Source organism: Streptomyces sp. Wb2n-11, assembly GCF_001049855.1.
Taxonomy (GTDB): Bacteria; Actinomycetota; Actinomycetes; order Streptomycetales; family Streptomycetaceae; genus Streptomyces; species Streptomyces altiplanensis.
On record NZ_CVPB01000001.1, the window covers coordinates 2,242,137 to 2,267,486 of the forward strand.

Annotated in this window: 23 protein-coding genes and 1 tRNA gene; 2 read left to right on the forward strand and 22 right to left on the reverse strand. The window is 69.7% G+C overall.

Annotated elements, in window-relative coordinates; translation table 11 throughout:
- Window positions 1-30: 30 nt before the first annotated feature.
- The 19 genes from atpE to BN1555_RS09925 all read right to left on the reverse strand — a co-directional run bounded on the left by atpE (window position 31) and on the right by BN1555_RS09925 (window position 21,307).
- Window positions 31-282, reverse strand: a complete 252-nt coding sequence (gene atpE / locus BN1555_RS09835; protein WP_176710009.1) for an ATP synthase F0 subunit C — start codon at window positions 280-282, stop codon at window positions 31-33.
- Window positions 283-360: 78 nt separating this feature from the next.
- Window positions 361-1,170 (reverse strand): F0F1 ATP synthase subunit A, encoded by an 810-nt coding sequence (gene atpB / locus BN1555_RS09840; protein WP_093799025.1) that lies wholly within the window; start codon window positions 1,168-1,170, stop codon window positions 361-363.
- Window positions 1,171-1,398: 228 nt separating this feature from the next.
- A complete protein-coding gene (locus BN1555_RS09845) occupies window positions 1,399-1,836 on the reverse strand; it encodes a Cg1360 family ATP-synthase-associated protein (RefSeq protein WP_093799026.1) in 438 nt (145 codons plus the stop codon).
- A 263-nt stretch (window positions 1,837-2,099) separates the two neighbouring features.
- Window positions 2,100-3,452 (reverse strand): MraY family glycosyltransferase, encoded by a 1,353-nt coding sequence (locus BN1555_RS09850; RefSeq protein ID WP_093803306.1) that lies wholly within the window; start codon window positions 3,450-3,452, stop codon window positions 2,100-2,102.
- Between the two features lie 99 nt (window positions 3,453-3,551).
- A complete protein-coding gene (glyA, locus tag BN1555_RS09855) occupies window positions 3,552-4,820 on the reverse strand; it encodes a serine hydroxymethyltransferase (RefSeq protein ID WP_093799027.1) in 1,269 nt (422 codons plus the stop codon).
- 165 nt (window positions 4,821-4,985) lie between these two features.
- Entirely contained in the window at window positions 4,986-5,633 is a 648-nt protein-coding gene (locus tag BN1555_RS09860; protein WP_093799028.1) for an arsenate reductase/protein-tyrosine-phosphatase family protein, read from the reverse strand.
- On the reverse strand, window positions 5,630-6,277 hold the full coding sequence (locus BN1555_RS09865) for an L-threonylcarbamoyladenylate synthase (protein WP_093799029.1): 648 nt from the start codon (window positions 6,275-6,277) through the stop codon (window positions 5,630-5,632). Before BN1555_RS09865 ends, BN1555_RS09860 begins: the two co-directional genes overlap by 4 nt.
- A gap of 44 nt (window positions 6,278-6,321) precedes the next feature.
- Window positions 6,322-7,167 (reverse strand): peptide chain release factor N(5)-glutamine methyltransferase, encoded by an 846-nt coding sequence (gene prmC / locus BN1555_RS09870; protein WP_093799030.1) that lies wholly within the window; start codon window positions 7,165-7,167, stop codon window positions 6,322-6,324.
- A 42-nt stretch (window positions 7,168-7,209) separates the two neighbouring features.
- A complete protein-coding gene (gene prfA / locus BN1555_RS09875; RefSeq protein WP_093799031.1) occupies window positions 7,210-8,298 on the reverse strand; it encodes a peptide chain release factor 1 in 1,089 nt (362 codons plus the stop codon).
- A gap of 114 nt (window positions 8,299-8,412) precedes the next feature.
- Window positions 8,413-8,631, reverse strand: coding sequence for a 50S ribosomal protein L31 (rpmE, locus tag BN1555_RS09880; RefSeq protein ID WP_028813220.1), 219 nt, complete (start codon window positions 8,629-8,631; stop codon window positions 8,413-8,415).
- A gap of 154 nt (window positions 8,632-8,785) precedes the next feature.
- The gene (locus BN1555_RS09885) at window positions 8,786-9,892 is read right to left on the reverse strand and encodes an LCP family protein (protein ID WP_093799032.1); all 1,107 of its coding nucleotides are present in this window, start codon (window positions 9,890-9,892) and stop codon (window positions 8,786-8,788) included.
- Between the two features lie 194 nt (window positions 9,893-10,086).
- Window positions 10,087-11,799 carry a trypsin-like serine protease gene (locus BN1555_RS09890; RefSeq protein WP_093803308.1) on the reverse strand — a complete coding sequence of 571 codons (1,713 nt, stop codon included), beginning with the start codon at window positions 11,797-11,799 and terminating at the stop codon, window positions 10,087-10,089.
- A 270-nt stretch (window positions 11,800-12,069) separates the two neighbouring features.
- Window positions 12,070-14,241, reverse strand: a complete 2,172-nt coding sequence (gene rho / locus BN1555_RS09895; RefSeq protein WP_093799033.1) for a transcription termination factor Rho — start codon at window positions 14,239-14,241, stop codon at window positions 12,070-12,072.
- 337 nt (window positions 14,242-14,578) lie between these two features.
- Window positions 14,579-15,499 (reverse strand): homoserine kinase, encoded by a 921-nt coding sequence (gene thrB, locus BN1555_RS09900; RefSeq protein WP_093799034.1) that lies wholly within the window; start codon window positions 15,497-15,499, stop codon window positions 14,579-14,581.
- Between the two features lie 246 nt (window positions 15,500-15,745).
- On the reverse strand, window positions 15,746-16,816 hold the full coding sequence (thrC, locus tag BN1555_RS09905) for a threonine synthase (RefSeq protein WP_093799035.1): 1,071 nt from the start codon (window positions 16,814-16,816) through the stop codon (window positions 15,746-15,748).
- 6 nt (window positions 16,817-16,822) lie between these two features.
- Window positions 16,823-18,124 carry a homoserine dehydrogenase gene (locus BN1555_RS09910; protein ID WP_176710262.1) on the reverse strand — a complete coding sequence of 434 codons (1,302 nt, stop codon included), beginning with the start codon at window positions 18,122-18,124 and terminating at the stop codon, window positions 16,823-16,825.
- 110 nt (window positions 18,125-18,234) lie between these two features.
- A complete protein-coding gene (gene lysA / locus BN1555_RS09915) occupies window positions 18,235-19,626 on the reverse strand; it encodes a diaminopimelate decarboxylase (protein WP_093799036.1) in 1,392 nt (463 codons plus the stop codon).
- A gap of 16 nt (window positions 19,627-19,642) precedes the next feature.
- The gene (nrtL, locus tag BN1555_RS09920) at window positions 19,643-20,749 is read right to left on the reverse strand and encodes an ArgS-related anticodon-binding protein NrtL (protein ID WP_093799037.1); all 1,107 of its coding nucleotides are present in this window, start codon (window positions 20,747-20,749) and stop codon (window positions 19,643-19,645) included.
- Window positions 20,750-20,851: 102 nt separating this feature from the next.
- The gene (locus BN1555_RS09925; RefSeq protein ID WP_255306387.1) at window positions 20,852-21,307 is read right to left on the reverse strand and encodes a response regulator; all 456 of its coding nucleotides are present in this window, start codon (window positions 21,305-21,307) and stop codon (window positions 20,852-20,854) included.
- A 211-nt stretch (window positions 21,308-21,518) separates the two neighbouring features.
- Between BN1555_RS09925 and BN1555_RS09930 the strand changes: the two genes are divergently transcribed.
- Both BN1555_RS09930 and BN1555_RS09935 read left to right on the forward strand, forming a co-directional pair.
- Window positions 21,519-21,590: transfer RNA gene (locus BN1555_RS09930), tRNA-Arg, on the forward strand.
- 362 nt (window positions 21,591-21,952) lie between these two features.
- Complete coding sequence (locus BN1555_RS09935; RefSeq protein WP_093799039.1) at window positions 21,953-22,294, forward strand: hypothetical protein; 342 nt, start codon at window positions 21,953-21,955, stop codon at window positions 22,292-22,294.
- Between the two features lie 96 nt (window positions 22,295-22,390).
- Here BN1555_RS09935 and BN1555_RS09940 read toward each other — a convergent pair whose 3' ends face one another.
- Genes BN1555_RS09940 through BN1555_RS09950 form a run of 3 tightly spaced genes read right to left on the reverse strand, consistent with a single transcriptional unit; the run spans window position 22,391 to window position 25,265 of the window.
- A complete protein-coding gene (locus BN1555_RS09940) occupies window positions 22,391-23,764 on the reverse strand; it encodes a tyrosine-type recombinase/integrase (RefSeq protein WP_093799040.1) in 1,374 nt (457 codons plus the stop codon).
- Window positions 23,761-23,931 carry a helix-turn-helix transcriptional regulator gene (locus BN1555_RS09945; protein WP_093803311.1) on the reverse strand — a complete coding sequence of 57 codons (171 nt, stop codon included), beginning with the start codon at window positions 23,929-23,931 and terminating at the stop codon, window positions 23,761-23,763. The genes BN1555_RS09940 and BN1555_RS09945 overlap by 4 nt, the downstream gene beginning before the upstream one ends.
- Window positions 23,931-25,265, reverse strand: coding sequence for a replication initiator (locus BN1555_RS09950; RefSeq protein WP_093799041.1), 1,335 nt, complete (start codon window positions 25,263-25,265; stop codon window positions 23,931-23,933). The genes BN1555_RS09945 and BN1555_RS09950 overlap by 1 nt, the downstream gene beginning before the upstream one ends.
- Between the last annotated feature and the right edge of the window lie 85 nt (window positions 25,266-25,350).

Below are 25,350 nucleotides of genomic sequence, written 5' to 3' on the forward strand. Positions count from 1 at the left end.
CCGTGAAAGGGGTTGGGCTGTCGGTCCGGCTTACTGGTAGACGAAGCCCATGACGATGCCGATAAGGGCGAGCGCCTCACAGAAGGCGAAACCCATGATCTGGTTGGTGCGGATCAGGCCGGCAGCCTCGGGCTGACGAGCAAGGGCCTGGGTGCCGTTACCGAAGATGATGCCGACGCCGACGCCGGGACCGATCGCCGCGAGGCCGTAGCCGATCGCGGAGACGTTGCCGGAGACAGTGTCCTTGGCGGCGAGGTTGACCATTTCGAGAGCAGCGGACATGCCGTTACTTCCTTCTCTTTCACGGACCGATGGGGGTTGGCCACCGGACGTCTGTTGGTTCTGGGGTGAGGTACTGGCTCAGTGGCCCTTGGCGAGCGCGCCCTGGATGTAGCTGGAGGCCAGGAGCACGAAGACGTACGCCTGCACGGCCTGGATGAACAGCTCGAAGATGGTCATCACGACGACCATGAGGAACGAGACGCTGCCGTAGGCGATGCCGATGCCGTTCATCAGGTACCAGGCGGCCAGCGAGAACATCACGATCAGCAGGTGACCGGCGAACATGTTCGCGAACAGTCGGACCGCGTGGGTGAAGGGCCGGATCAGCAGGTTCGAGAAGAACTCGATCACCACGACCAGCGGCATGACCCAGCCGAGCGACTTGTCGTAGCCGGTGATGTTCTTCCAGCCGCCGACGAATCCGTGCTTCTTGAAGGTCAGGCTGACCCACAGGACGTACACGATCAGTGCCAGACCGGCCGGGAAGGCGATCAGTGAAGTGACCGGGAACTGGGCGAGCGGAATGATCGACCAGAGATTGAGAATCCACACGAAGAAGAACAGCGACACCATCAGCGGGACGTACTTCTCGCCGTCCTTCTTGCCGATGATCTCGTACACGATGCCTCGGCGTACGAAGTCGTAACCCGCTTCGCCGATCATCTGGACCTTGCCCGGCACCAGCTTCGGCTTGTTGAAGGCCGCCCAGAAGAAGGCGACGATCAGGACCGAGCCCAGCAGCGCGAGCAGCATCGGCTTCGTGAACTCAAAACCCGCCACCGTGAAGATGGGCTTGTACACGAAGGTGTGGAGACCCGGAGCCGGGAACCCGCATCCGGTGAAAATGTGGCAGCTCGCATCAAAGGCAAGCGTTGTGTCAGCACTCACCGCGGGCTCCTTCAGCGTGGCGCATAGGTACGGCAACCTCGTTGTGTCGGCGCGGCACGGAGCCGCGGGTCGGCACTGGACTGGTGGTCTTACGGACGTGGGCGGGGCGGTTCGGCAACGAGCCTCGCGCTGGGACAGGCGTCAGCTCGAATGCCCGCGCCCGCAGTGCCGCAGTTGGCACCGGACGATAGCAGCATCTCGAACGGCCATTTATCCCGGCCCTACCCTTCACGACGAACGCCCTGTCCTGCCGGGCTTCTCGGCCTCGGACGAACTGGGGTCGACGTAAAGGATCTTGGCCTTCATGTAGGAGCGCGCCTGCGCCGCGATCCAGACGACAGTTGTCGCGAGAAGCGTGAAGGCGAACGCCTTGAAGTCGAACAGGTCGGATTCCTTGAACAGCGCCAGGAAACCGAAAAGCAGCAGCAATTGAGTCACATAGAGCAACAGCCCCATGGCCTGAAACAGATGCGGCAGCCGCTTCGCCGTCCGCTGGAGCGCCAACAGACCGATCCCCATGAAAGCGATGACCACTGCCGTACCGACGACTGCTCCGAGCGCTCCCTCGCCACCGGCGACCACTCCGCAGACGGCGACGGCGACAGCGCCGACGACAGCGGTGGGTACGGCGGTTTGAAGGAAAATGCGGGCGTCGTTGGACGGCATGGCGGCAGCTCCGCTTGCTGGTGGGGGCAGTAGGTGTCGTCATGGACGAGCGTAAGCCGGACCGAGGGGGTCACCTCTGTCCGAAGGGCCGTCGCACTGCGGCCCCTCGGCCTGTCGCCGGGTCTCGTGAACGGTATCACAAACTATTTGATGAGGTCTTTACCAAGATGGTGTGCTGGCTGTCACACATGAGAGTGACAGCGCCCGTCTGCGCGAGACACCTTCACCCTTTGTCTGGTAATGAGACCCGATGCGTCAAATCGTCAGCGGGATGTTCCGGCTTTCCGCCGCTCGGGGAGACGCGAACGGGGCCCGATGGCGGTCGCCCCGTTGACGCCCGCAGGAACAGGAGAACGCTCTTCCGGTTCGCCGGTCACCGGGGCCCCGTCCGCGTCGGCCGGCTCTTCCCCCTCCTGCGCCGTGGCCGAGAAAGCCGCCGCGCGGCTCCTGCGGTAGCGCGGTGGAATGAAGGACTCCGCCCAGCGCGGAGCGCGCGGCGTGAAGCGCGGGAGGAGCAGGAGCACCAGGCCCACCGCGCTGAGCGCGACGATGCCGAGCACGATCCACATGCTGGCCGAGTGCACCGAGTACGCGACGGCGCCGAAGGCGATCAGGGCCGACCAGAAGTACATGATCAGCACCGCCCTGCTGTGCGAGTGGCCGATCTCCAGCAGCCGGTGGTGCAGGTGCCCGCGGTCCGCCGCGAACGGCGACTTGCCCTGCCAGGTACGCCGCACGATCGCCAGCAGCAGGTCCGCGACCGGGATCGCGATGATCGTCAGCGGCAGCAGCAGCGGGATGAAGACCGGCAGCATCGCGTGCGTGACCTCGCGCGTGCTGCCGCCCGGGAGGAAGAGCTTCATCGCGTCCGGGTCGACCTGCCCCGTGACCGAGATCGCTCCGGCCGCCAGGACCAGGCCGATCAGCATCGATCCCGAGTCGCCCATGAAGATCCTGGCCGGATGCATGTTGTGGGGCAGGAAGCCCATGCACATGCCCATCAGGATCGCGGCGAAGAGGGTGGCGGGCGCGGCCTCCTCGATGCCGTAGCCGTACCAGATCCGGTAGGCGTACATGAAGAACGCCGTGGAGGCGATGCAGACCATGCCGGCGGCGAGACCGTCGAGGCCGTCCACGAAGTTCACCGCGTTGATGGTGATCACGACGAGCGCGACGGTGAGCAGGTTGCCCTGCCAGGCGGTCACCGAGACCGGGCCGACGCCGGGCACCGGGAGCCACAGGATCGTCAGGCCCTGCATGACCATCACGCCGGCGGCGATGAACTGGCCGCCCAGCTTGATGAGCGCGTCGATCTCGAACTTGTCGTCCAGGACGCCGATGAGCCAGATCACCGCGGCGCCGGACAGCAGCGCGCGCGGCTCGTTCGACAGCTCGAAGACGCTGTTGAGGTTCTGCAGGTGGTCCGCGACCAGCAGACCGGCGCACAGGCCGCCGAACATCGCGATGCCACCGAGCCGGGGAGTCGGCTCCCGGTGTACGTCGCGGGCACGGATCTCCGGCATCGCGCCGGTCGCGATGGCGAACTTCCGCACCGGTCCGGTCAGCAGGTATGTCACCGCCGCCGTAACGCAGAGCGTCAGCAGATATTCACGCACGGGCAGCCCCACAGGTATCGCCGGCCATCTCAGCCCCACACCCTAGCTTTGCGACCACATGCTCCAGGACGTACGGGTACCTGTTGATGGTTGCACGACTCATTTCCGGACCGGATACGGAGGGAAGTCCCCGGCCAGATCGCGCACCCGGGCCGCGACCTTCCCGCCCTCCCCCCGCAGCGCCGCCGAGAAGAACACCGCGATGCGCGCCATCTCGGCCTCACCCATCCCCTGGGTGGTGACGGCCGCGGTTCCCAGGCGGATGCCGCGCTCGTCGCCGTACGGCAGGGCGCAGCAGTCCACCACCAGGCCGGCCGCCGACAGCCGGCCGCGGGCCGTGCGGCCCTCCACGCCCAGCGGGGCCGGGTCCGCGGTGATCAGGTGGGTGTCCGTGCCGCCGGTGGTGACGGCGAAGCCCTCCGCCGCCAGGGCCCCGGCCAGTGCGCGCGCGTTGACGACGACCTGGTGGGTGTACGCCGCGAAGGCGGGGGTCGCCGCCTCGCCGAAAGCGACCGCCTTGGCGGCCACCGAGTGCATCTGGGCACCGCCCTGGGTGAAGGGGAAGACCGCGCGGTCGATGCGCTCGGCCAGCTCCGCGCCGCACAGCAGCATGCCGCCGCGCGGGCCGCGCAGCACCTTGTGCGTGGTGGCGCAGACGACGTCGGCGTACGGGACCGGGCTCGGCGCCGCTCCCCCGGCGACCAGGCCGATGGGGTGCGCGGCGTCCGCGACGAGGTAGGCGCCGACCTCGTCGGCGATGTCGCGGAAGTGCGCGTAGTCGGGGTGCCGCGGGTAGGCGATGGAGCCGACGACGATGGCCCTGGGGCGGTGCGTGCGGGCGAGGAGGCGCACCTGGTCGTAGTCGATCAGTCCGGACTCGTGGTCGACGCCGTAGCCGACGAAGTCGAACCAGCGGCCGGAGAAGTTGGCCGGGGAGCCGTGGGTGAGGTGTCCTCCGTACGGGAGGCCCATGGCCAGGACCGTGTCACCGGGGCGCAGCAGCGCGGCGTACGCGGCGAGGACGGCGGCGGAGCCGGAGTGCGGCTGGACGTTGGCGTGCTCGGCGCCGAAGAGGGCCCTCGCGCGGTCGACGGCGGTGCGCTCGGCGACGTCGACCAGCTCGCAGCCGCCGTGGTGGCGGGCGCCGGGGTACCCCTCGGCGTACTTGTTGGCGAGCGGGGAGCCGAGGGCCGCGAGGACGGCGGGCGAGCAGAAGTTCTCGGCCGCGATGAGCTGGAGGCCGGTGGCTTCGCGGTGCAGTTCGCCGAGGACGACGTCGGCGATCTCCGGGTCCTGGCGGCGGAGCTCGTCGAAGCCCGCGCCGAGGACGGCGTGCTCCTGCTGAACGGGTGCTGCGGTGACCGGCATGGCTGGCTCCGGGCCTGGCGAAGGGGTGCGGCCCCTCCAATGTAGGACGGGCCCGGCCGCCCTGCTCGCCGTACGGCGCGTCGCTTCGTGCCCGCCCCGCCCCTTCCCGCTGTGACACCTCGCGGCTCCGCCCCGTGAGGGGCGCGCAGGGGGAGAGGAAGCCCCTCAGCCGGCGCGGGCCGGCGTTCCCGTGAGCGCCGTCACCACCGGGTCCAGCGCCGTGTTGATCTCGTCGCCGACGGAGCGGAAGAAGGTGATGGGGGCGCCGTACGGGTCGTACACCTCGTCGGCCTCCACGCTCGGGGCCAGCAGCCAGCCGCGCAGGGCCGCAGCGGCCCGTACGAGGGAGCGTGCGCGCTCCACCACGCCGTCCTGGAGGGGATCGGGCAGGGTGGCCGGGTCGATGGCCCGTACGAGCCGGGTGAACTCCTTGAGCGTGAACGTGCGCAGGCCCGCCGAGTGGCCCATGGAGATGACCTGGGCGCGGTGGTCGCGGGTCGCGGTCAGGACCAGGTCGGCGCGGATGACGTGCTCGTCGAGCAGCTCGCGTCCGGTGAAGCCCGCCGCGTCGGCGCCGAAGTCGGCGAGGACGGCGGCGGCGTTGGCCTCCATGGGGGCGCCTTCGTGCCCCCAGGTGCCCGCACTCTCCACGAGGAGCCCGCGGGTGAGCGGGTCGCCCAGGCGGTCGGTGAGGGCATGGCGGGTCAGCCGTTCGGTGATCGGCGAGCGGCAGACGTTGCCGGTGGAGACGTGGAGGATACGGAAGGTGTCGCTGGTGCCTCCGGCTATGCCACGCCCGTCAAGGGCGGTCAACTGGCCACCTCGAGGTCGGGTACGACCTTGCGCAGTTCCTCGGCGTCGAGGGCGCCGGCCCGCAGCAGGACCGGGACCTTGCCCGTGACGTCGACGATCGACGACGGGACGATGCCGGGGGTCGGACCGCCGTCGAGGTACACGGAGACGGAGTCGCCGAGCATCGCCTGGGCGGCGTCGCAGTCCTCGGGGGCGGGGTGTCCCGTGAGGTTGGCGCTGGAGACGGCCATCGGGCCGAACTCGGTGAGCAGCTCGATGGCGACGGGGTGCAGCGGCATGCGGACGGCGACGGTGCCGCGCGTCTCGCCCAGGTCCCACTGGAGGGACGGCTGGTGGCGGGCGACCAGGGTCAGGGCGCCGGGCCAGAACGCGTCGACGAGCTCCCACGCCTGCTCGGAGAAGTCGGTGACCAGGCCGTGCAGGGTGTTCGGGGAGCCGATGAGGACGGGCGTGGGCATGTTGCGGCCGCGTCCCTTGGCCTCCAGGAGGTCGCCGACGGCCTCAGCGCTGAAGGCGTCGGCCCCGATGCCGTAGACGGTGTCGGTCGGCAGGACGACCAGCTCGCCACGGCGGACGGCGGCCGCGGCTTCGCGCAGACCGGTCTTGCGGTCGGTCGCGTCGTTGCAGTCGTATCGCCGTGCCATTTAACGAGCCTCCTCGTGCGGGAACTGATGTGTGCGGCCGGCGGTCACGGCATGGCCTTGCGGGCGGTCGCGAAGCGGGGCCGGTTGTTGAGGTCGGGGTGGTCGGCCGCGTCGGCCCAGCCACGCTCCTCGGTGAAGATCCACGGCACCTGGCCGCCCTGGGTGTCGGCGTGCTCGATGACGACGACGCCGCCGGGACGCAGCAGGCGGTGGGCGGTGCGCTCGATGTGGCGGATCAGGTCGAGGCCGTCCTCGCCGGAGAAGAGAGCCATCTCCGGGTCGTGGTCGCGGGCCTCGGGGGCGACGTACTCCCACTCGGTGAGCGGGATGTACGGCGGGTTGGAGACGACGAGGTCGACCTGGCCGTCGAGCTCCGGGAGCGCGTCCCGGGCGTCGCCCTGGTGGACGGTGACGCGCGATCCCTCGGCGTTCTTGCGGGTCCACTTGATGGCGTCGTCGGACAGCTCCACGCCGTGCACGCGCGAGCGCGGGACCTCCTGCGCCATGGCGAGCGCGATGGCGCCGGAGCCGGTGCACAGGTCGACGATGAGCGGCTCGACGACGTCCATGGCCCGCACGGCGTCTATCGCCCAGCCGACGACCGACTCGGTCTCGGGGCGCGGTACGAAGACGCCGGGCCCCACCTGGAGCTCCAGGAAGCGGAAGAAGGCGCGGCCGGTGATGTGCTGCAGCGGTTCGCGGGCCTCGCGGCGCGCGATCGTCTCCCAGTAGCGGGCGTCGAAGTCGGCGTCCTTGACGTTGTGCAACTCACCCCGCTTGACACCGTGCACGAACGCGGCGAGCTCCTCCGCGTCGAACCGCGGTGAGGGCACGCCGGCGTCGGCCAGCCGCTGGGTGGCCTGGGCCACCTCGGCGAGCAGCAGATTCATCCCGGTCCTCCGACTTGCAGGGGGCTTTGCTGGCTTACGGGCTTACTGGCTTTCCTGGGCCGCCGCGAGCTTGGCGGCGGAGTCGGCGTCGACGCAGGCCTGGATCACGGCGTCCAGATCCCCGTCGAGCACCTGGTCCAAGTTGTACGCCTTGAAGCCCACGCGGTGGTCCGAGATCCGGTTTTCCGGGAAGTTGTACGTGCGGATCTTCTCCGAGCGGTCGACCGTGCGGACCTGGCTGCGGCGTACGTCGGAGGCTTCCTGCTCGGCAGCCTCCTGGGCCGCGGCGAGCAGCCGCGAGCGCAGGATGCGCATGGCCTGCTCCTTGTTCTGGAGCTGGCTCTTCTCGTTCTGGCAGGAGGCGACGACGCCGGTCGGCAGGTGCGTGATGCGCACGGCCGAGTCGGTGGTGTTGACGGACTGGCCGCCGGGGCCCGACGAGCGGTAGACGTCGATGCGCAGGTCGTTCGCGTGGATCTCGACGTCGACCTCCTCGGCCTCGGGCGTGACCAGCACGCCGGCGGCGGAGGTGTGGATACGGCCCTGGGACTCGGTGGAGGGCACGCGCTGCACTCGGTGCACGCCGCCCTCGTACTTCAACCGCGCCCAGACGCCCTGGCCGGGCTCGGTCGCGCCGTTGCCGCCCTTGGTCTTCACGGCGACCTGGACGTCCTTGTAGCCGCCCAGCTCGGACTCGGTGGCGTCGATGATCTCGGTCTTCCAGCCGACGCGCTCCGCGTACCGCAGGTACATGCGCAGCAGGTCGCCGGCGAACAGGGCCGACTCGTCGCCGCCCGCGCCCGCCTTGACCTCGAGGATGACGTCCTTGTCGTCGCTGGGGTCGCGCGGGACGAGGAGCAGCCGGAGCTTCTCGGTGAGCTCGCCCTGCTGCTTCTCCAGCAGCTTGAGCTCGGCTGCGAAGTCCGGGTCGTCGTGGGCGTACTCGCGCGCTGTGACGATGTCCTCGCCGGTCTGCTTCCAGGCCCGGTACGTCCCGATGATCGGGGTCAGTTCGGCGTAACGCTTGTTCAGCTTGCGCGCGTTCGCCTGATCGGCGTGGACCGAGGGATCGGCCAGCTTCTTCTCGAGATCGGCGTGCTCGCCGATCAGATCCTCGACCGCCTCGAACATCTTCGGGCTCCTGGGTTGCAAAAAACGAAAGGGAACTGCGACCTGTGCGTCACGACAAAGCGCCGGTCCTCCCCGCCCCTGTACGGAGCGGCCGAGGACCGGCGCAGTGGCTCGCTACTTCGCGGCGGCAGCCTTGCCGAAGCGGGCCTCGAAGCGGGCCACGCGGCCACCGGTGTCGAGGATCTTCTGCTTGCCCGTGTAGAACGGGTGGCACTCGGAGCAGACCTCGGCGCGGACGGTGCCGCTGGAGATCGTCGAGCGGGTGGTGAACGACGCGCCACAGGTGCAGCTGACCTGGGTCTCGACGTACTCGGGGTGAATTTCGCGCTTCAAGGTGTCTCCTAGTTTCGGGAGGGCGCCGGGTCGCTCACGCGGATTGCGTGGACGTGAACCGGGGCCGACGTACCAGTCTGCCAGCACTGGCCGCATCTCCCAAAACCGGGGACGGGGCGGAACTATTCCCCCGGCTTCCGCTGGTCCGCGGCGGCTACCCGCCCGCGACGATCTCGCCCGCATCGCCCCTGTCGCCCGCGGAGTCCTTGGTCGCGGCGGCCGGCACGGGCCTGTCCTGGCGCAGCGCCTCCCAGACCTGCCGGGACTGGCGCTGGAGCGGGAGCACGCGGTTGAGGTCGGCCGGGTCGTACCGCACGGGCAGCGTCACCATGTTCATGTCGTCCGCGCCGATGCCCTTGAGGCCGCTCGCGAAGCCCGCCAGCTCCTTGACCGAGGCCAGGTCGGAGTCGGTGGTGACGGTCTTGGTGGCGCTGTCGGCGAGGTCGTACAGCTTCTTGGGGCTGGTGAGGACGCCGACGTCCTTGACCTGGTCGATCAGTGCCTTCATGAAGGCCTGCTGGAGCTGGATGCGGCCGAGGTCGCTGCCGTCGCCGACGCTCTTGCGGGTCCGTACGAGACCGAGCGACTTCTCGCCGTCGAGGGTGTGCGTGCCGGGCTTCAGGTGGAGGCGGCTCTTGTCGTCGTCGATGGGCCGGCTGGTGGTGATCTCCACGCCGCCCAGATCGTCGATGAGCCTCTTGAAGCCGGTGAAGTCGACCTCGATGTAGTGGTCCATGCGGATGCCGGACATCTTCTCGACGGTCTTCACCGCACAGACCGGGCCGCCCACCTCGTACGCCGTGTTGAACATCCGGTGCCGGCCGCCGGAGACGGTCCCTGCGCCGCTGTCCGAGGCGCACGCGGGGCGCTGGATCAGGGTGTCGCGCGGGATCGAGACGACACTGGCCTTCTTGTGGCCCTCGTACACGTGCAGGACCATCGCGGTGTCGGAGCGGGCGCCGCCCTCGTCCTCCCCGTACCGGGCGTTGTCGCCCGAGCGGGAGTCGGAACCGAGGACGAGGATGTCCATCGAGCCGTTGTCGACGTCGGCGGGGCGGTCGGTGCCGAGCCGGGTGTTGATGTCGATGCCCTGGAGGTTGCCGTCGAGCTTGAGGTAGACGTAACCGAGACCGGTTCCGCCCAGCAGCACCACGCCCGCCGCGGCCCACGCGGTGGCGGTCAGCGCCTTGGCGCGGCCGCTCCGTCTCTTCCGGCGTTTGCCGGTGCCCCGTATGCGGCCACTCCTGCTCTGTTCGGCCATGTCTCTCCCCAGCCCTCGTTGCTTCCGGTACCCCCTGCCGTGATGATCAAGCACGGTATGTCAGTACTTGTCAGACGACGGAACACCGTGAAGGGTTGCACAACGCCCTGTGGCCCCTGCTGGGGGCAAGGGCCACAGGGCGTGGGCGAGAGGACCGGGTGAGAGGGATCGGAAACCCCTCTCACCAGGGCTTTTCAGCCGAAGATGTTGTACTGCTGCCAGCCGGTTCCGATCTTGACGCGTGTGGCGAAGATCTCCGACGACGCCTTGCCGGTGCCCCGATAGAGGTAGAGCGTGCCCCCGGGCGTCCGGGCCAGGTAGTCGGCCTTGCCGTCACCGGTGACGTCACCGGCCGCGTCGAAGGCGTTGTAGCCGGTCCACGTACGGACCTTCTGCCTGGCGGCGAAGGCGGCGGTGCCGGACTTGCCCGTTCCCTTGTAGAGGAACATCTCCGACGTGCTGGACTTGCGCGCGATCAGGTCGGCCTTGCCGTCGCCGGTGAAGTCACCGTTGCCGCGCAGTGAGCTGAACTGGCTCCAGCCGGTGCCGACCTTGACGCGGGGCGAGAAGGTGCCGTTGCCCTTGCCCGGGTAGATCCACAGCGCGCCGCCGGAGTCCACGGACAGCAGGTCGGGCAGGGCGTCGCCGGTGACGTCGCCGGGGACGACGATCTGCTTCCTGGAGCCCCAGCCGGAGGCGATCCTCGTGTCGGTCCACTGCTCGGTGGACGGCACGTAGTGCGACCACCAGACGTCGCCGGACTTGGTCCGGATGATCATGTCCTCGTAGTCGTCCCGGTTCAGGTCCGTCTGGAGGATCACGTTGGCGGCTCTGTAGTCACCGGCCGAGACGCGCGTGGCGAACGAGGTGCCCTTGGACGCGTAGTAGTAGAGCGTCCCGTCGGACGCGCTGCGGCGGGCCAGGACGTCGGACCGGTGGTCATTGGTGATGTTGGCGTCGTCGACGCGCGGGACGACGGAGCCGACGTACGAGCTGACCTTGGCGTAGACGCTGTACGCGCCCTTCTCCACGCAGTCCTTGACACCCCACGAGACCACGCCGACGATCTTTCCGCCGACGACCAGGGGGCCGCCCGAGTCGCCGTTGCAGGCGGTCTCCGTGCCCCTGTCCTGGCCGGTCGCAGGCTTGCCGGCACAGACCATGTGGCCCTTGACGAACTCGTCGCCGAGTTCCCAATTGGCGCACGCGGCGTCGGAGTTGATGGGCAGGGTCGCCTTCTTCAGCGTCGGCGAGATGTCGTTGCTGGTGGAGGAGGTGCGGCCCCAGCCGTAGACCGTGGCAAGGGTCCCCGGCTTGTACGACGTGGTGTCGTCCGACTTCGTGATGTTGATCGGCTTGACCTTGACCGGAGCGGCCAGGGTCAGCACCGCGATGTCGTTGTCGAGCGTGTAGTCGCTGTACTTCGGGTGGTTCCACTGGCGCCAGACACCGGTGACGGCGCCGCCGTGGTCCGCGTCGGTCGCCAGCTTCTCGGTGCCGGTGACGACGACGCCCTTGCTCTTCCAGTCGGCGTCCTTGACGCAGTGCGCCGCGGTGAGGATCTTCGTCGGCGCGATGACGGCTCCGCCGCAGAAGAACGAGTTGTCGCCGTCCTCGTAGAAGAGCTGCGCCATCCACGGGGCCGACGCGATCGTGGTCGTCGTACCACCGATGACCTTCGGGTCGATCGCCCCGCCCGAGGAGAACCTCGCCGCCTCGGACGGCTGCTCGGCCGTCTTGGCCGCGGCCGCGAGGCGCGCTTCCAGCTCCGCCTGGGAGGGCGAGCTGACGGTCGGCTTGATCGTGGGCGTGGGCGGCGGCACGGCGGCCTGGGCCGGAGCCACCAGCATCGCGCCGGCGACGGCGGCCGCGATCGCGGTGGCCGCGGTCGGCATGGCTATGCGCATCCGGCGGCGGTGCTTCCCGCCCTGCTTGCCAGAGATCACTCGGGACTCCTGATTCAGAGATCGATGAGGACGCCCCAAATGGATCCCCCCACCTGCGGCCGGATGATCGTACGGCCGACTCCCGTACACCAACAGCCACTTGTGGCCAACTGGTGAACACAGCTTGGCAACATCTCCGCACGGAAACCCTCACAGAGGGACGTGCCGCCGGACACAGCAAAGCCGCCCCGTCACTTCCGTGACGGGGCGGCCGGTGTCGCGCTGCGGCGGTCAGTCGCTGCCGTTGCCCGAAGGGGTCGTCTTCGCGATCTGCATCAGGAACTCGGCGTTCGACTTGGTCTGCTTCATCTTGTCCAGCAGGAGCTCGATCGCCTGCTGCGAGTCGAGTGCGTGCAGCACCCGGCGCAGCTTCCAGACGATGGCGAGCTCTTCCGCGTTGAGGAGGATCTCCTCCTTGCGGGTGCCGGACGGGTCGACGTCCACAGCCGGGAAGATGCGCTTGTCGGCGAGCTTCCGGTCGAGCTTGAGCTCCATGTTGCCGGTGCCCTTGAACTCCTCGAAGATCACCTCGTCCATGCGCGAGCCGGTCTCGACCAGCGCGGTGGCCAGGATGGTCAGCGAGCCGCCGTCCTCGATGTTGCGCGCCGCACCGAAGAAGCGCTTCGGCGGGTAGAGCGCGGTCGAGTCGACACCACCGGACAGGATGCGTCCGGAGGCGGGGGCCGCGAGGTTGTACGCACGGCCCAGACGGGTGATCGAGTCCAGCAGGACGACCACGTCGTGACCGAGCTCGACGAGGCGCTTCGCACGCTCGATGGCCAGCTCGGCGACGGTGGTGTGGTCCTCGGCCGGGCGGTCGAAGGTCGAGGAGATGACCTCGCCCTTCACCGACCGCTGCATGTCGGTGACCTCTTCGGGCCGCTCGTCGACGAGGACGACCATCAGGTGGCACTCGGGGTTGTTGACCGTGATCGCGTTGGCGATCGCCTGCATGATCATGGTCTTGCCGGTCTTCGGCGGGGCCACGATCAGGCCGCGCTGTCCCTTGCCGATCGGCGCGACGAGGTCGATGATCCGGGTCGTCAGGACGCCCGGGTCGGTCTCGAGGCGCAGACGGTCCTGCGGGTACAGCGGAGTCAGCTTCTGGAACTCCGGACGGCCGCGGCCGGATTCGGCCGCCATGCCGTTCGCCGAGTCGAGGCGGACGAGCGCGTTGAACTTCTCGCGGCGCTCGCCGTCCTTGGGCTGGCGGACGGCGCCGGTGACGTGGTCGCCCTTGCGCAGGCCGTTCTTGCGGACCTGGGCCAGGGACACGTACACGTCGTTCGGGCCCGGCAGGTAGCCGGAGGTCCGGATGAACGCGTAGTTGTCGAGGATGTCCAGGATGCCCGCGACGGGGATCAGGACGTCGTCGTCGGAGACCGGCGGCGCGTCGCTGCCGAACTCGTCGCGGCCACGACGGCCACGGCGGTCGCGGTAGCGGCCGCGGCGGCCGCGGCGGCCACCCTCGAAGTCGTCGTCGTCCTGGGGGCCGCTGCTCTGGCCGCCCTGACCGCCCTGGCGCTGCTGGCGCTGGCCGCCCTGGTCGTCGCCCTTGCCTCGGTCACGGCGCTCGCCGCGGTCCTGGCGGTCGACACGGTCACCGCGCTCCTGACGGTCGCCGCGCTCCTGGCGGTCGCCGCGGTCACGCTGGTTGCCGCGCTCGCGACGGTCACCACGCTGACCGCGCTCCTGGCGGTCACTCCGGCGGCCCTCGGCGCCCTCTTGAGAAGGCGCCGTGACGGCGGTCTCGGACTTGGCCTCGGCGGACTGCGTGTCCGTCCTGGCTTCCGTCCGGTCGGCCCTGGCCTCGGTCTTCTCGGTCCTGGGCTCGGTCCTCACCTCGGTGGCGACAGCCGTCTCGGGGCTGCCCGCCTGGGCGGTGGCGCGGCGCCGGCGGCGCTCGCCGACCGGCTGGTCGTCTCCCCCACGCTCGGCTTCTCCCCCACGCTCGGCTGCGCTCGCGCGGGAGGTGCCCCCATCGCGGGCGGGGCCCCCGGCCGGCTGACCGGGGATCTCGATCTGCTGCTGGGCAACGGCCTTCTCGGCGGCGGGCGCGGCGGCCGTGGCGGCCTCGTCTCCCGTACGCGCCTTGGAGGTGGCACGGCGCTTCGGCTTGGTCTCGGCAGCGGAGCCGGCCTTCTCGGCGCTCTTCGCCGGGGCCGAGCCCCCTGCCTGCGCTTCCTTGATGACCTCGATCAGCTGGCTCTTGCGCATACGCGCGGTGCCCCTGATCCCGAGGCCGGACGCGACCTGCTGCAGCTCGGCCAGGACCATGCCCTCGAGGCCGGTGCCGGAGCGGCGGCGCCGTACGGCACTACCAGTGGCAGCACCTGCGGCGGGCGCGGCGTTGTCGACATTCTTGTCGGCAGTCACGCCCATCAGATCGGTGGTGTCGCTCACGAAGGGTCCTTCCCTGGAGCGGACGTCGGCCTGTCTGGCTCGGCGACCGGTTGTGCTGTCCGACTGCGGTCTTGGTGAACCGTGCCGGGGCGGTGGTCCGCCGGATACGGCGGAAGAAATAAACGTGCTGGGGGTCCGGCTCTGTACATTGCCGGTTCCGGAGCGTGCTCGAAACTGCTCAGGCAGGCTGCTCAGGCAGTGGAGGAGGCTCCCGGAAGAATGGTGGTCCCGAACGGGGACACGATGCACCGCGCCACAAGGACGCCGGGTGCAGACTTGAGATTAACACTACCGGATCCAACAAATATTCCCCCTCTCGTTCACCGGCGATCGCGTGTCACTGGGAACCGAGCGGCAGAACGCTCGCTCCCGTGGCGTCGAGAGCCAGCCGGTTGGCCGCCCACCCCTCGCCCGCCAGCCGTGCGACCTTGTCCGCCGCACTGTCCTCGGTCAGCGCGAGCACCGTGGGGCCCGCGCCGGAGATGACCGCCGGGACGCCGTCCGCGCGCAGCCGGTTGACCAGGGCCAGGCTCTCCGGCATCGCCGGGGCCCGGTAGTCCTGGTGGAGCCGGTCCTCGGTCGCCGCGAGCAGCAGCTCGGGACGCCTGGTCAGCGCCTCCACGAGGAGGGCGGCACGGCCCGCGTTGGCGGCGGCGTCCACATGGGGGACGGTGCGCGGCAGCAGACCCCGGGCGGTCTCGGTCAGCACCGGCTTTCCGGGGACGAAGACCACCGGAACGATGGAATCCGCAGGATCCATCCTGATCGCCCTGGCCGCTCCCCCGTCGGTCCAGGCGAGCGTGAAGCCGCCGAGCAGGCAGGCGGCGACGTTGTCGGGGTGGCCCTCGATCTCGGTCGCCAGCTCCAGCAGCGCGGTGTCGTCGAGCCGCGCGTCGCCGCCTATGGTCACCGCGCGCGCGGCGACGATGCCGGCGCAGATGGCGGCGGAGGAGGAGCCCAGGCCCCGGCCGTGCGGGATGCGGTTGGCGCAGACGACCTCGAGGCCGCGCGGCTGTCCGCCGAGCAGGTCGAAGGCGGTACGGAGCGACCGCACGAGCAGGTGACTCTCGTCGCGGGGCAGCGTCTCCCCGCCCTCACCTGCGATGTCGATGTGCAGCCCGGAGTCGGCGACCCGGACGACGACATCGTCGTACAGCCCCAGCGACAGGCCCAGGGCGTCGAAGCCGGGACCAAGATTTGCGCTGGTTGCGGGGACGCGCACCCTTACGGCGGCGGCGCGGAACGCGGGACCGGCCATCGCTCGACGACTCTCCTTGTGGGACTGCGAGATGGTGAGAACTGCGACATTGTGAAGGATGTATGAACACCCGAAGGCCATGACGGCAACAACACCGCGGCATATGCGGCGGGGCGGGTGGGTACAGCCTATCGAAGGAAGGTTCTGTGACGACATAGGGCGCACAGGAGGCGCACGATGCGTGTCGCGGGCCATCCTGTGCGCCTATGTCTGGCCTTACGGGGTTTTACCCCGCCGGGCCCACGCCTACGCGAGGCCGAGACGCTCCGCGGCGGTGACGGCGTCCACGGGCACCGTGACCGGCTGCGGCGCTCCGGCCACCGCCCAGTCCGGGTCCTTGAGGCCGTTGCCGGTCACCGTGCACACGATCCTCTGACCCGGGTCGACCTTGCCCTCGTCGGCGGCCTTGAGCAGACCGGCGACGCTGGCCGCCGAGGCGGGCTCGACGAAGACGCCCTCCTGAGAGGCCAGCAGGCGGTACGCGGACAGGATCTGGCGGTCCGTCACCTCGTCGATGAAGCCGCCCGACTCGTCGCGCGCCGCGAGGGCGTACTGCCAGGAAGCCGGGTTGCCGATGCGAATCGCGGTGGCGACGGTGTGCGGGTCCTTGACGACCTCGCCACGCACGATGGGCGCGGACCCGGAGGCCTGGAAGCCCCACATGCGCGGGGTGCGCGCGGAGATCCCGTCGGCGGCGTACTCGCGGTAGCCCTTCCAGTACGCCGTGATGTTGCCGGCGTTGCCCACGGGAAGCACGTGGATGTCCGGGGCGTCACCGAGCGCGTCGACGATCTCGAAGGCGGCTGTCTTCTGGCCCTCGATGCGGACCGGGTTGACCGAATTGACCAGCGCCACCGGGTAGTTGTCCGACAGGCTGCGGGCCAGCGTCAGGCAGTCGTCGAAGTTCCCGTCGACCTGGAGGATCTTGGCGCCGTGCACGAGGGCCTGGCCCATCTTGCCGAGCGCGATCTTGCCCTGCGGCACGAGGACGGCGCAGACCATCCCGGCACGTACCGCGTAGGCGGCGGCCGAGGCCGACGTGTTGCCGGTGGAGGCGCAGATGACGGCCTTCGCGCCCTCCTCCTTGGCGCGGGTGATCGCCATGGTCATGCCGCGGTCCTTGAAGGACCCGGTGGGGTTGGCGCCCTCGACCTTGAGGTGCACCTCGCAGCCCGTGCGCTCGGAGAGGACCTGCGCCGGTACGAGCGGCGTGCCACCCTCGCGGAGCGTGACGACCGGCGTCGTGGCCGTGACCGGCAGGCGGTCCCGGTACTCCTCGATGATGCCGCGCCACTGGTGGGTGCCGTTGGTGGTCATGGGTCCTTACTCCCCTTCAACACGCATGATGCTGGCGACACCGCGCACGGTGTCGAGCTTGCGCAGCGCCTCGACGGTCCCCGAGAGGGCGGCGTCGGGCGCGCGGTGGGTGACGACGACGAGGGATGCCTCGCCGCCTCCGTCCTGCCGGCTCTGCTGGCGCACCGTGTCGATCGACACGCCGTGCTCGGCGAAGACCGTCGCGACCTGGGCGAGAACGCCCGGCTTGTCGGCCACATCGAGGCTGATGTGGTACCGCGTGACGACCTCGCCCATGGAGCTGACAGGAAGCTGGGTGTACGCGGACTCGCCCGGTCCGGTGGTCTCGGCGACCAGGTTCCGGCAGACGGCGACGAGGTCGCCGAGGACCGCGGAGGCGGTCGGAGCGCCGCCGGCGCCCGGGCCGTAGAACATCAGCTGCCCGGCCGCCTCGGCCTCGACGAAGACCGCGTTGTACGCCTCGCGGACCGATGCCAGCGGGTGGGTCAGCGGGATCATCGCCGGGTGGACGCGCGCGGTGACGGACTTGCCGTCGGCGGCGCGCTCGCAGATCGCGAGGAGCTTGACGGTACAGCCCATGCGCTTGGCGGAGGCGATGTCCGCGGCGGTGACCTCGGTCAGGCCCTCGCGGTGCACGTCGCCGATCCTGACCCGGGTGTGGAAGGCGATCCCGGCCAGGATGGCGGCCTTGGCGGCGGCGTCGAAGCCCTCGACGTCGGCGGTGGGGTCGGCTTCGGCGTACCCGAGGGCGGTGGCCTCGTCGAGCGCCTCGGAGTAACCGGCTCCGCTCGTGTCCATCTTGTCGAGGATGAAGTTCGTCGTCCCGTTGACGATGCCGAGGACGCGGTTGACCTTGTCTCCGGCGAGGGACTCGCGCAGCGGCCGTACGAGCGGGATGGCGCCGGCGACGGCGGCCTCGTAGTACAGGTCCCGCCCGTGCTTCTCGGCGGCGGCGTGCAGGGCCGCGCCGTCCTCCGCGAGCAGTGCCTTGTTCGCGGAGACGACGGAGGCGCCGTGCTCGAAGGCGGTGGTGATGAGGGTGCGGGCCGGCTCGATGCCGCCGATGACCTCGACGACGACGTCGATGTCGCCCCGTTTGACCAGGGCGGTCGCGTCGGTGGTGACCAGCGCGGGGTCGATGCCCTCACGGACCTTGGAGGGCCGCCGCACCGCGACCCCGGCCAGCTCGACCGGGGCCCCGATGCGGGCGGCGAGGTCGTCGGCGTGCGTCGCCATGATGCGCGCCACCTCTGAGCCGACCACACCACAGCCCAGCAGCGCCACCTTCAGCGGACGCGTACGCATCATCCGACCTACGCCTTTCATCAGCACAGCCTTCTCTTGCTCGAGTGTGAACCAGTCTCACTCACCGGACGGGAGTTTCTGCCCCCGGTCCAGATTGCGAGACATCTATTTCATCACCCGACATCGAGACGCAGGAGATCTTCCTCCGTCTCGCGCCGGACGATCACGCGCGCCCCGCCCTCGTTGACGGCTACGACGGGCGGGCGCAGCGCGTGGTTGTAGTTGCTCGCCATGGACCGGCAGTACGCGCCGGTGGCGGGCACGGCGATGAGGTCACCGGGCGCGAGGTCGGCGGGCAGGAAGGCGTCCCTCACGACGATGTCGCCGCTCTCGCAGTGCTTGCCGACGACGCGGGTGAGCATCGGCCCGGCGTCGGAGGTCCGCGACACGAGGGCCACGCTGTACTCGGCGTCGTAGAGCGCGGTGCGGATGTTGTCCGACATGCCGCCGTCCACGCTCACGTACGTACGCAGCCCCTCCAGGGGCTTGATGGTGCCGACCTCGTAGAGCGTGAAGGCGGTCGGCCCGACGATGGCGCGTCCCGGCTCGACGGAGATGCGGGGGGTGGCCAGCCCGGCGGACTCGCACTCGCGGGTGACGATCTCGGTGAGCGCCTTGGCGATCTCGTGCGGCTCGCGGGGGTCGTCCTCGGAGGTGTACGCGATGCCGAGACCGCCGCCGAGGTCGATCTCGGGCAGCTCGACGCCGTGCTCGTCGCGTACCTCCGCGAGCAGCTGCACGACGCGGCGCGCGGACACCTCGAAGCCGGCCATGTCGAAGATCTGCGACCCGATGTGCGAGTGGATGCCGATGAGCTCGAGCCCGTCGAGCCGCAGGGCGCGGCGGACCGCTTCCGCGGCCTGCCCGTCCGCGAGCGCGATCCCGAACTTCTGGTCCTCGTGGGCGGTCGCGATGAACTCGTGCGTATGGGCCTCGACGCCGACCGTCACGCGGATCTGGACCCGCTGGCGCTTGCCCTGGCTCTGGGCGATGTGCGCGACGCGGACGATCTCCTGGAAGGAGTCGAGGACGATCCGCCCGACACCGGCGCGTACGGCCTTCTCGATCTCTTCGGCCGACTTGTTGTTGCCGTGGAAGGCGATGCGCTCGGCGGGCATGCCCGCGTCGAGAGCGGTGGTGAGCTCCCCGCCCGAGCAGACGTCCAGGTTGAGCCCCTCCTCCTGGAGCCAGCGGACGACGGCACGGGAGAGGAACGCCTTGCCGGCGTAGAACACGTCGGCGTCCTGCCCGAAGGCGTCGGCCCAGGCCCGGCACCGGGCACGGAAGTCGGACTCGTCGAGGAAGTAGGCGGGCGTGCCGAACTCCTCGGCAAGACGGCTCACCTCGATGCCGCCGACAGTGACGACACCGTCGTCGTTGCGGCGGACGGTACGCGCCCAGACCTTCTTGTCGAGGGCGTTGAGGTCGGTGGGCGGGGCGGAGTAGTGGCCCTCGGTGAGGACGTCGGCGTGGCGGGGCCCGGCGGGGTGTGCGGAACGGCTCATGGTCCTTCTGTCTCTCTCACAGATGTTCGGGTGCGCTGATGCCGAGCAAGGACAGGCCGCCGGCGAGCACCGTCCCGGTGGCCTCGGCGAGGGCCAGCCGGGAACGGTGGGCGACCGAGGGTTTCTCGTCACCGCGGGGCAGGACGGAGTGCGTGTCGTGGAAGCGGAAGAAGGCCTCCGCCACCCTGTCCAGGTGCCGTGCGAGCCGGTCCGGCGCGCGGTGGCGGGCGGCGGCTTCGAGGGTGGCGGGGTAGTCGGCGAGGGCGCGGAGCAGCGCGGCGCCGCTCTCTGTTCCCGCCGTTTCCGCTGCGTCCCCTCCTCTTCCCGCTTCTCCTCCGGCCTGTCCCGCTCGGAAGCCGAGGGCGGTGGCGTTGCGGCCGAGGGCGCGGGTGCGGGCGTGGGCGTACCGCACCCGGAAGAGTGGGTTGGTCTCGCGCTGTACGAGGAGGTCTTCGGGGGCGGGAACGGCCGTGGGCCAGATGAGGCTCCAGGCGGCGGCGTCGCGCCCGAGCCGGGCGACGAGGGCTGCGCCCCCGTCCCTTTCGGCGTCTTCCGTTTCCGTTTCGGTTCCCGTACCCGTACCCGTACCCGTACCCGTACGCGCACTCGCGTCACGGGCGACACTCGCGTCACGGGCGACACTCGCGCTACGGATGACGCTCGCGCTACGGGCGACGCGCCCGCCACGGGCGACGCTCGCACCCATCGCATGGAGCAGCCGGGCCACGGCGTCGTCGCGAAGGCCGGGCCCGACCCGGACGACTTCTCCGGCGAGCGCGGCCCCGTGCCCGTACGCACGGCCCCGCGTCAGGACCGTACGTACGACAGAGGTGTGCACGTCGTGAGCGAGCGTGAAGTTCAGGAACCCTGGCCCGGTGACCTCGATCCCGGCGATGGAGGCGTCGGCGACGAGGAGGCCGCGGAGGATTTCGGCGACCTCACGGGCGGGGAGGCCGGCGGGACCGGCGAGCTTGAGGGCGACGTTGGTGGCGTAATCCCCGTGGCCGCCGGGCCGCGGCCGCTCGACGACGGCCCGCTCCGGCACCTGCGCCCGCAGCACGCCCTCGTCGACGGCGCGACGCACGGCGCACAGCACGGTACGGGAGAGCTCTGCGGGGGTCACGGGACAAGCGTAGGGGAGGAGGGGGGGCGCTACGCGAACCGGTTTCGCCATCCGGTCACCAACGGGCCGGGCACCGCATCGATCGCCACGCCGGCCACCGCGTCAACCGGCCGTACGCTCCGCCTGCCCGGCTTCGACCTCAGCTTCGACTTCGGCCTCGGCCTCGTGCCGGCCGTCGGCGGACCGCGGGGCTTCACGGTGCAACAGCTGCCGCACGACCCTGACCAGCTCGGCGGGCTCGAAGGGCTTGGACAGGAAGGCGTCGACCCCGGCGGCGAGGCCGCTCTCCACCTCGTACTGCGTACACGCGCTGATGATCACGACGGGCAGTCGGCTGGTCCGCGGGTCTTCCCTGAGGCGGGCGGCCGTACGCATGCCGTCGAGGCGGGGCATCACCACATCCAGCGTGACCACGTCGGGACGGACCCGGTGGACGACGTCCAGACATTCGGCACCGTCGGCCGCGGTCACCACCTCGAAGCCCTCCAGCTCGAGATTGACCCTGATCAGCTGCCGGATGACCTTGTTGTCGTCCACAACAAGCACGCGGCCGGACATGCCTGGCACAACTTGAGAGTAGGTTGCGCCGCGGCGCCGCGTCCGGCTTTTCCCCACTTCCACTCGCACGGGGAAACCGGGGCGGGGCGAGGGCGGGGCGGGCTCGCGCGGGGACCGGGCGGGGACCGGGCGGGGACTCCGAAATACCTGTTCCCGGGCACCCGGTAGGAGCTGGTAGTGTTCAACCCGTCGCCGCTCACCGCGGCGGTACGCCCCCGTAGCTCAGGGGATAGAGCAACGGCCTCCGGAGCCGTGTGCGCAGGTTCGAATCCTGCCGGGGGCACTTCGCAGGAAGTGCCCAAAGACCCCGCCATCAGCGCTAACGCTGAGAACGGGGTCTTCGCGTATGCGCAGGCGTGTGCCGCTCGGAGCGGGCGTATGTCGGGGCTTGCGGACGAGGCGTGGACGGGATCTTGAGGCCTTGCCGCAGGTAAGAGCGTCGAAATCGACCGCGACCGAGCTTCTCGACTGGCGGGACCGGGACACGTTGATCCCACTCGCCCTGCCCTGCCGGCTTGCGAAGATCAGGGTCGTCACCTGGCCTACCCACCGAAGACCGCTGACGAATGCGTTGATTCCCCCTCGATCCGTCCACTGCCCCTGATAGCAATCGCTAGCACTGCATAGCAATTGCTAGGAGGAGTTGTGAGCTCATACATCCTGCGGGAACAGCGCGTCCGACTCATCGACGGCTTCCTCGCCGAAGAGAAACGCCGTCGTCAGGAGTTCGATGCCAGGTTGGAGGCCTTGGACGAGAAGATCGTCGAAGCCGAACGCAACGAAACTGAGACCTACCGCAACCCAGAGGTCCTCGTGCGGGGAAGCGTTGGCGCACGCAGGAAGGTCTACCACTCAGCCACACATCCTTGCGGGCGCACCCAGTACGACGGTGGGCAGCAGAGAGGCTTCATGAAGATGCGCGAGTCTGAGGCAAAGCTCATGGACGGTGGGGTGCTCAAGCGGTGCCATGCATGCTGGTCTGACTGACACAGACTTGGGCCTGGGGGCGGTTCTGCTGACCATCCCCAGGCCCATGCCTCTTCTTGCGCATTGCCACTAGCAGCTAACACCAAGTCCGGTGGGCTACTCGTACTCGCGGAGCAGGTCCTCGATTCGACGGTTAGCGACGTCCTGCCGTCCGTCGAGGCACTTCGCGTAGCGGGTCAGCAGGACCTCCACGCTGTTACCGGCGCGCTCGGCCACCTCGGTGGGGTCAACGCCAGCGTTGAGCCATGTCGACAGCGCCGAGTGACGAAGGTCGTACGGCCGACTCGCGAGCGGCGAGGAGGCGACGGCCGGCGGGAGCGCGAGAAGCCGGGCTTCCTGCCACACGCGGTAGTAGGTCGAGGACGGGACGACCGAGCCCTTCTCGCTGAAGAAGAGCCGTCCGTCGTCCGCCGTACCGAAGGTGGCCAGATGCTCGCGGAGCACAGCGATGAGGTGAGGCGGGATCGGCACTCGCCTCACGTCCTCGGTCGGTCGGTTCTTCAGCCCGCGGTCGTCATGGGTCTCCCCGGAGTCGGTCCACTGCTTGCCGACTGACGGGCGGGCCCGGTGGAGCAGGGCCGAGCCCCAACCCCGTTCGGGAAGGATCAGGTCCGTCTCAACGAGGCCCACCGCCTCCGCCGGCCGAAGGCCGCCGAAGTACATGGCGGCGAACAGACCTACAAGACGACGGCCGCGGGCACGCCGGTATCCGCCCACATAAGAGACGGCCGCCAGGAGGTTGCGAGCCTGCTCCGGGTTGGCGACGACGCGCGGGTCCACCTGGTTGGACACCTTCGGTTTCTGCCAGCGGACCGCCGTGATGGGGTTCTCCCGCAGCTCCCCCATGTCGACCGCATAGTTCGCGGCGTTGACGAGCGTCCGACGCTTACGCCGCACGGTTTCCGCCGCTGCTGCCGAGCCGTCGAGCTTCAGCTTCAGCGAGTCGAGAACCGCGCGGGCCGTGGCGGGCTCGGCGAGATCAGCAAGCGGTCGAGAGGCTTTGGACACCCAGTGAAGAACATTCCGCACGTCGTCCGGGACTTCCCGATCGTCAGGCCCCGGCAAGACGAAGGCCCAGTTGCGAAGCGCCTTACGGAGCGCCTCATCGGACGGACGTCCGGCGCGGTCGTCGAGGAGTTCCACCGTCACGCTGGTGAGCGATTCGTTGATTCCATCCCGTGTGTTGGGGGCGGCATGGGGCCACTTCATGGCGAGGTACTTGAGGGCGAAGGCGTACCACGACACGGCCGACTTCTTCTCTTCCATCGAGGCAGGAAGGCCCGACTCCTTGTCGAACTCCTCGCCGTCGCGCATCGCCCGCATCAGCTTCGTGCGGTAGTGGTCGGCGAGCGCCTTGGTGCGGAAGGACTCGGAGAAGACATTGCCGGCCACGGACCAGCGGACACCGTACGAAGGTGTCTTGGTGTCCCGCTTTCGGACGCCCCAGACCTTCACGTCGAGAGACTTCACGCCGCCGCCTCCAGCTGTCGCAGCCACGTGGCGAAGTCGCTCCGCCAGATTCGGAGCTCTCCGTTGGGGAGCTTGAACGCCTCAGGCCCCAGCCCCAGCTCCCGCCAGCGGTAGAAGGTCCGTCGAGAAACACCGCCCAGTTCGTCGAGCACCTGACGAACAGTCATCAACTCGTCGCGTCGGTGGTCCACGTGGGTTCTCCTTCCGTTCCGGGGGCGGGTTCGAGTGATGCGGCGAGCCAGGTCTCGGCAGCGCTGAGGCCCGTGCCAGCGAACACCCAGTGGGCGAGGACGAGCGTGCTGTCGCCATCCCGCGGGACGGGCGGAGCCATCTGGGCCCGTCGCCAGTCGGCGCGGGCGGTGCGGAGGGCGCCGAGAGTGGTGGAGTAGCGGCGGGACTTGGTGGAGAAGTGGCCGCGGAAGCCGAGCATGTGGGCCCAGGCGCGCAGGCGGAGGTGTTCGAGGTCCTTACGGGCGCCGAGGGTCCAGGCGGTGCGGATGAGGCGGCGGGCATGGTCACTGATGTCGAGCTGAGTCAGCTCGGCGGCGAACTTCAGGGGTCGGTCCAGAGCGCCCGTGGCTGTCTCGGCGCCCTTGGTGGCGTACTTGGCGATGTACGCCGCTACGGCCCGCTCGGTCAGCTCTTGGCCGCCGTCGAAGTCGGCGGAGCGGATCGTACGGACGTCGAGTTGGCGGCCGAAGGCGAAGGTATGGGCCCGGCCGTCGATCTCCAGTCCGTCGACCCGGGCGGCGAGGGTGGCCGCGCGTATGGCGTCGGTAAGCAGCTCGGCGGTCGCCCAGGCCGGGGGCGGGGTGTCGTCCCCTTCCGGGCCGTCGAGGCGGATGACGGCGTGGAAGTGGACGGCGCCGCGCTTCTGGTATTCGGCGACCTTGGCGAAGGAGACGCGGGCGTGGTCGCGGAAGGTGCGCTGGGTGAGGCCGGCGCGCTTGGCGACCTCCCGGCGGAGGTAGATCGAGAAGCGCCGCCACAGGGCCCCGGCGTGCGCGTTCCAGAGCACGGCCGCGTCGTAGTCGTAGCGGTCCGGGTCGAGCGGAGTGCCGAGGACGTCGTCGTCCTGGTCGTGGTGAGTGCCGCAGCGGCAGGGGCGGCCGTCGGTGCGGCGGTTGTGGACCGAACCGAAGCCGGGGGCGGTGAACGTGGCGAAGACGCGGGGGTGCGTGGCGACCTGGTCAGGGGTGCCCTTGCCGCCGCACAGTCCGGCGGTGATCAGGTGGTAAGTGTCACGGCGGTAGACCTCGGCGCAGGCCGCACAGCGGGTGGCCCGGCGGTTGTTGCAGCGGACCAGGAGCTGACCGGCAGGGAGGTCGGCGGAGTCGAGGTGGTGCAGGACGGTGCCGATCTCGCCGGTCGCCGTGTCGACGTCGTATTCGGTGCGGTGGCCGTCGAGGCGGACGGGGTGTGTGCAGCCGCCCAGGCCGGAGAGCTGGCGGGCCAGCTCGGGCAGGGTGCCGAAGGATGCAAGCGTGGAGAGTTCCGCCAGCGGGGGCGGAGTCTGCCGGGTGATGATGGGAGTTCCTTTCGACTGTTTCGGCGGTCGGGAGGGACGGCCCCGGGGCGGCGGGATG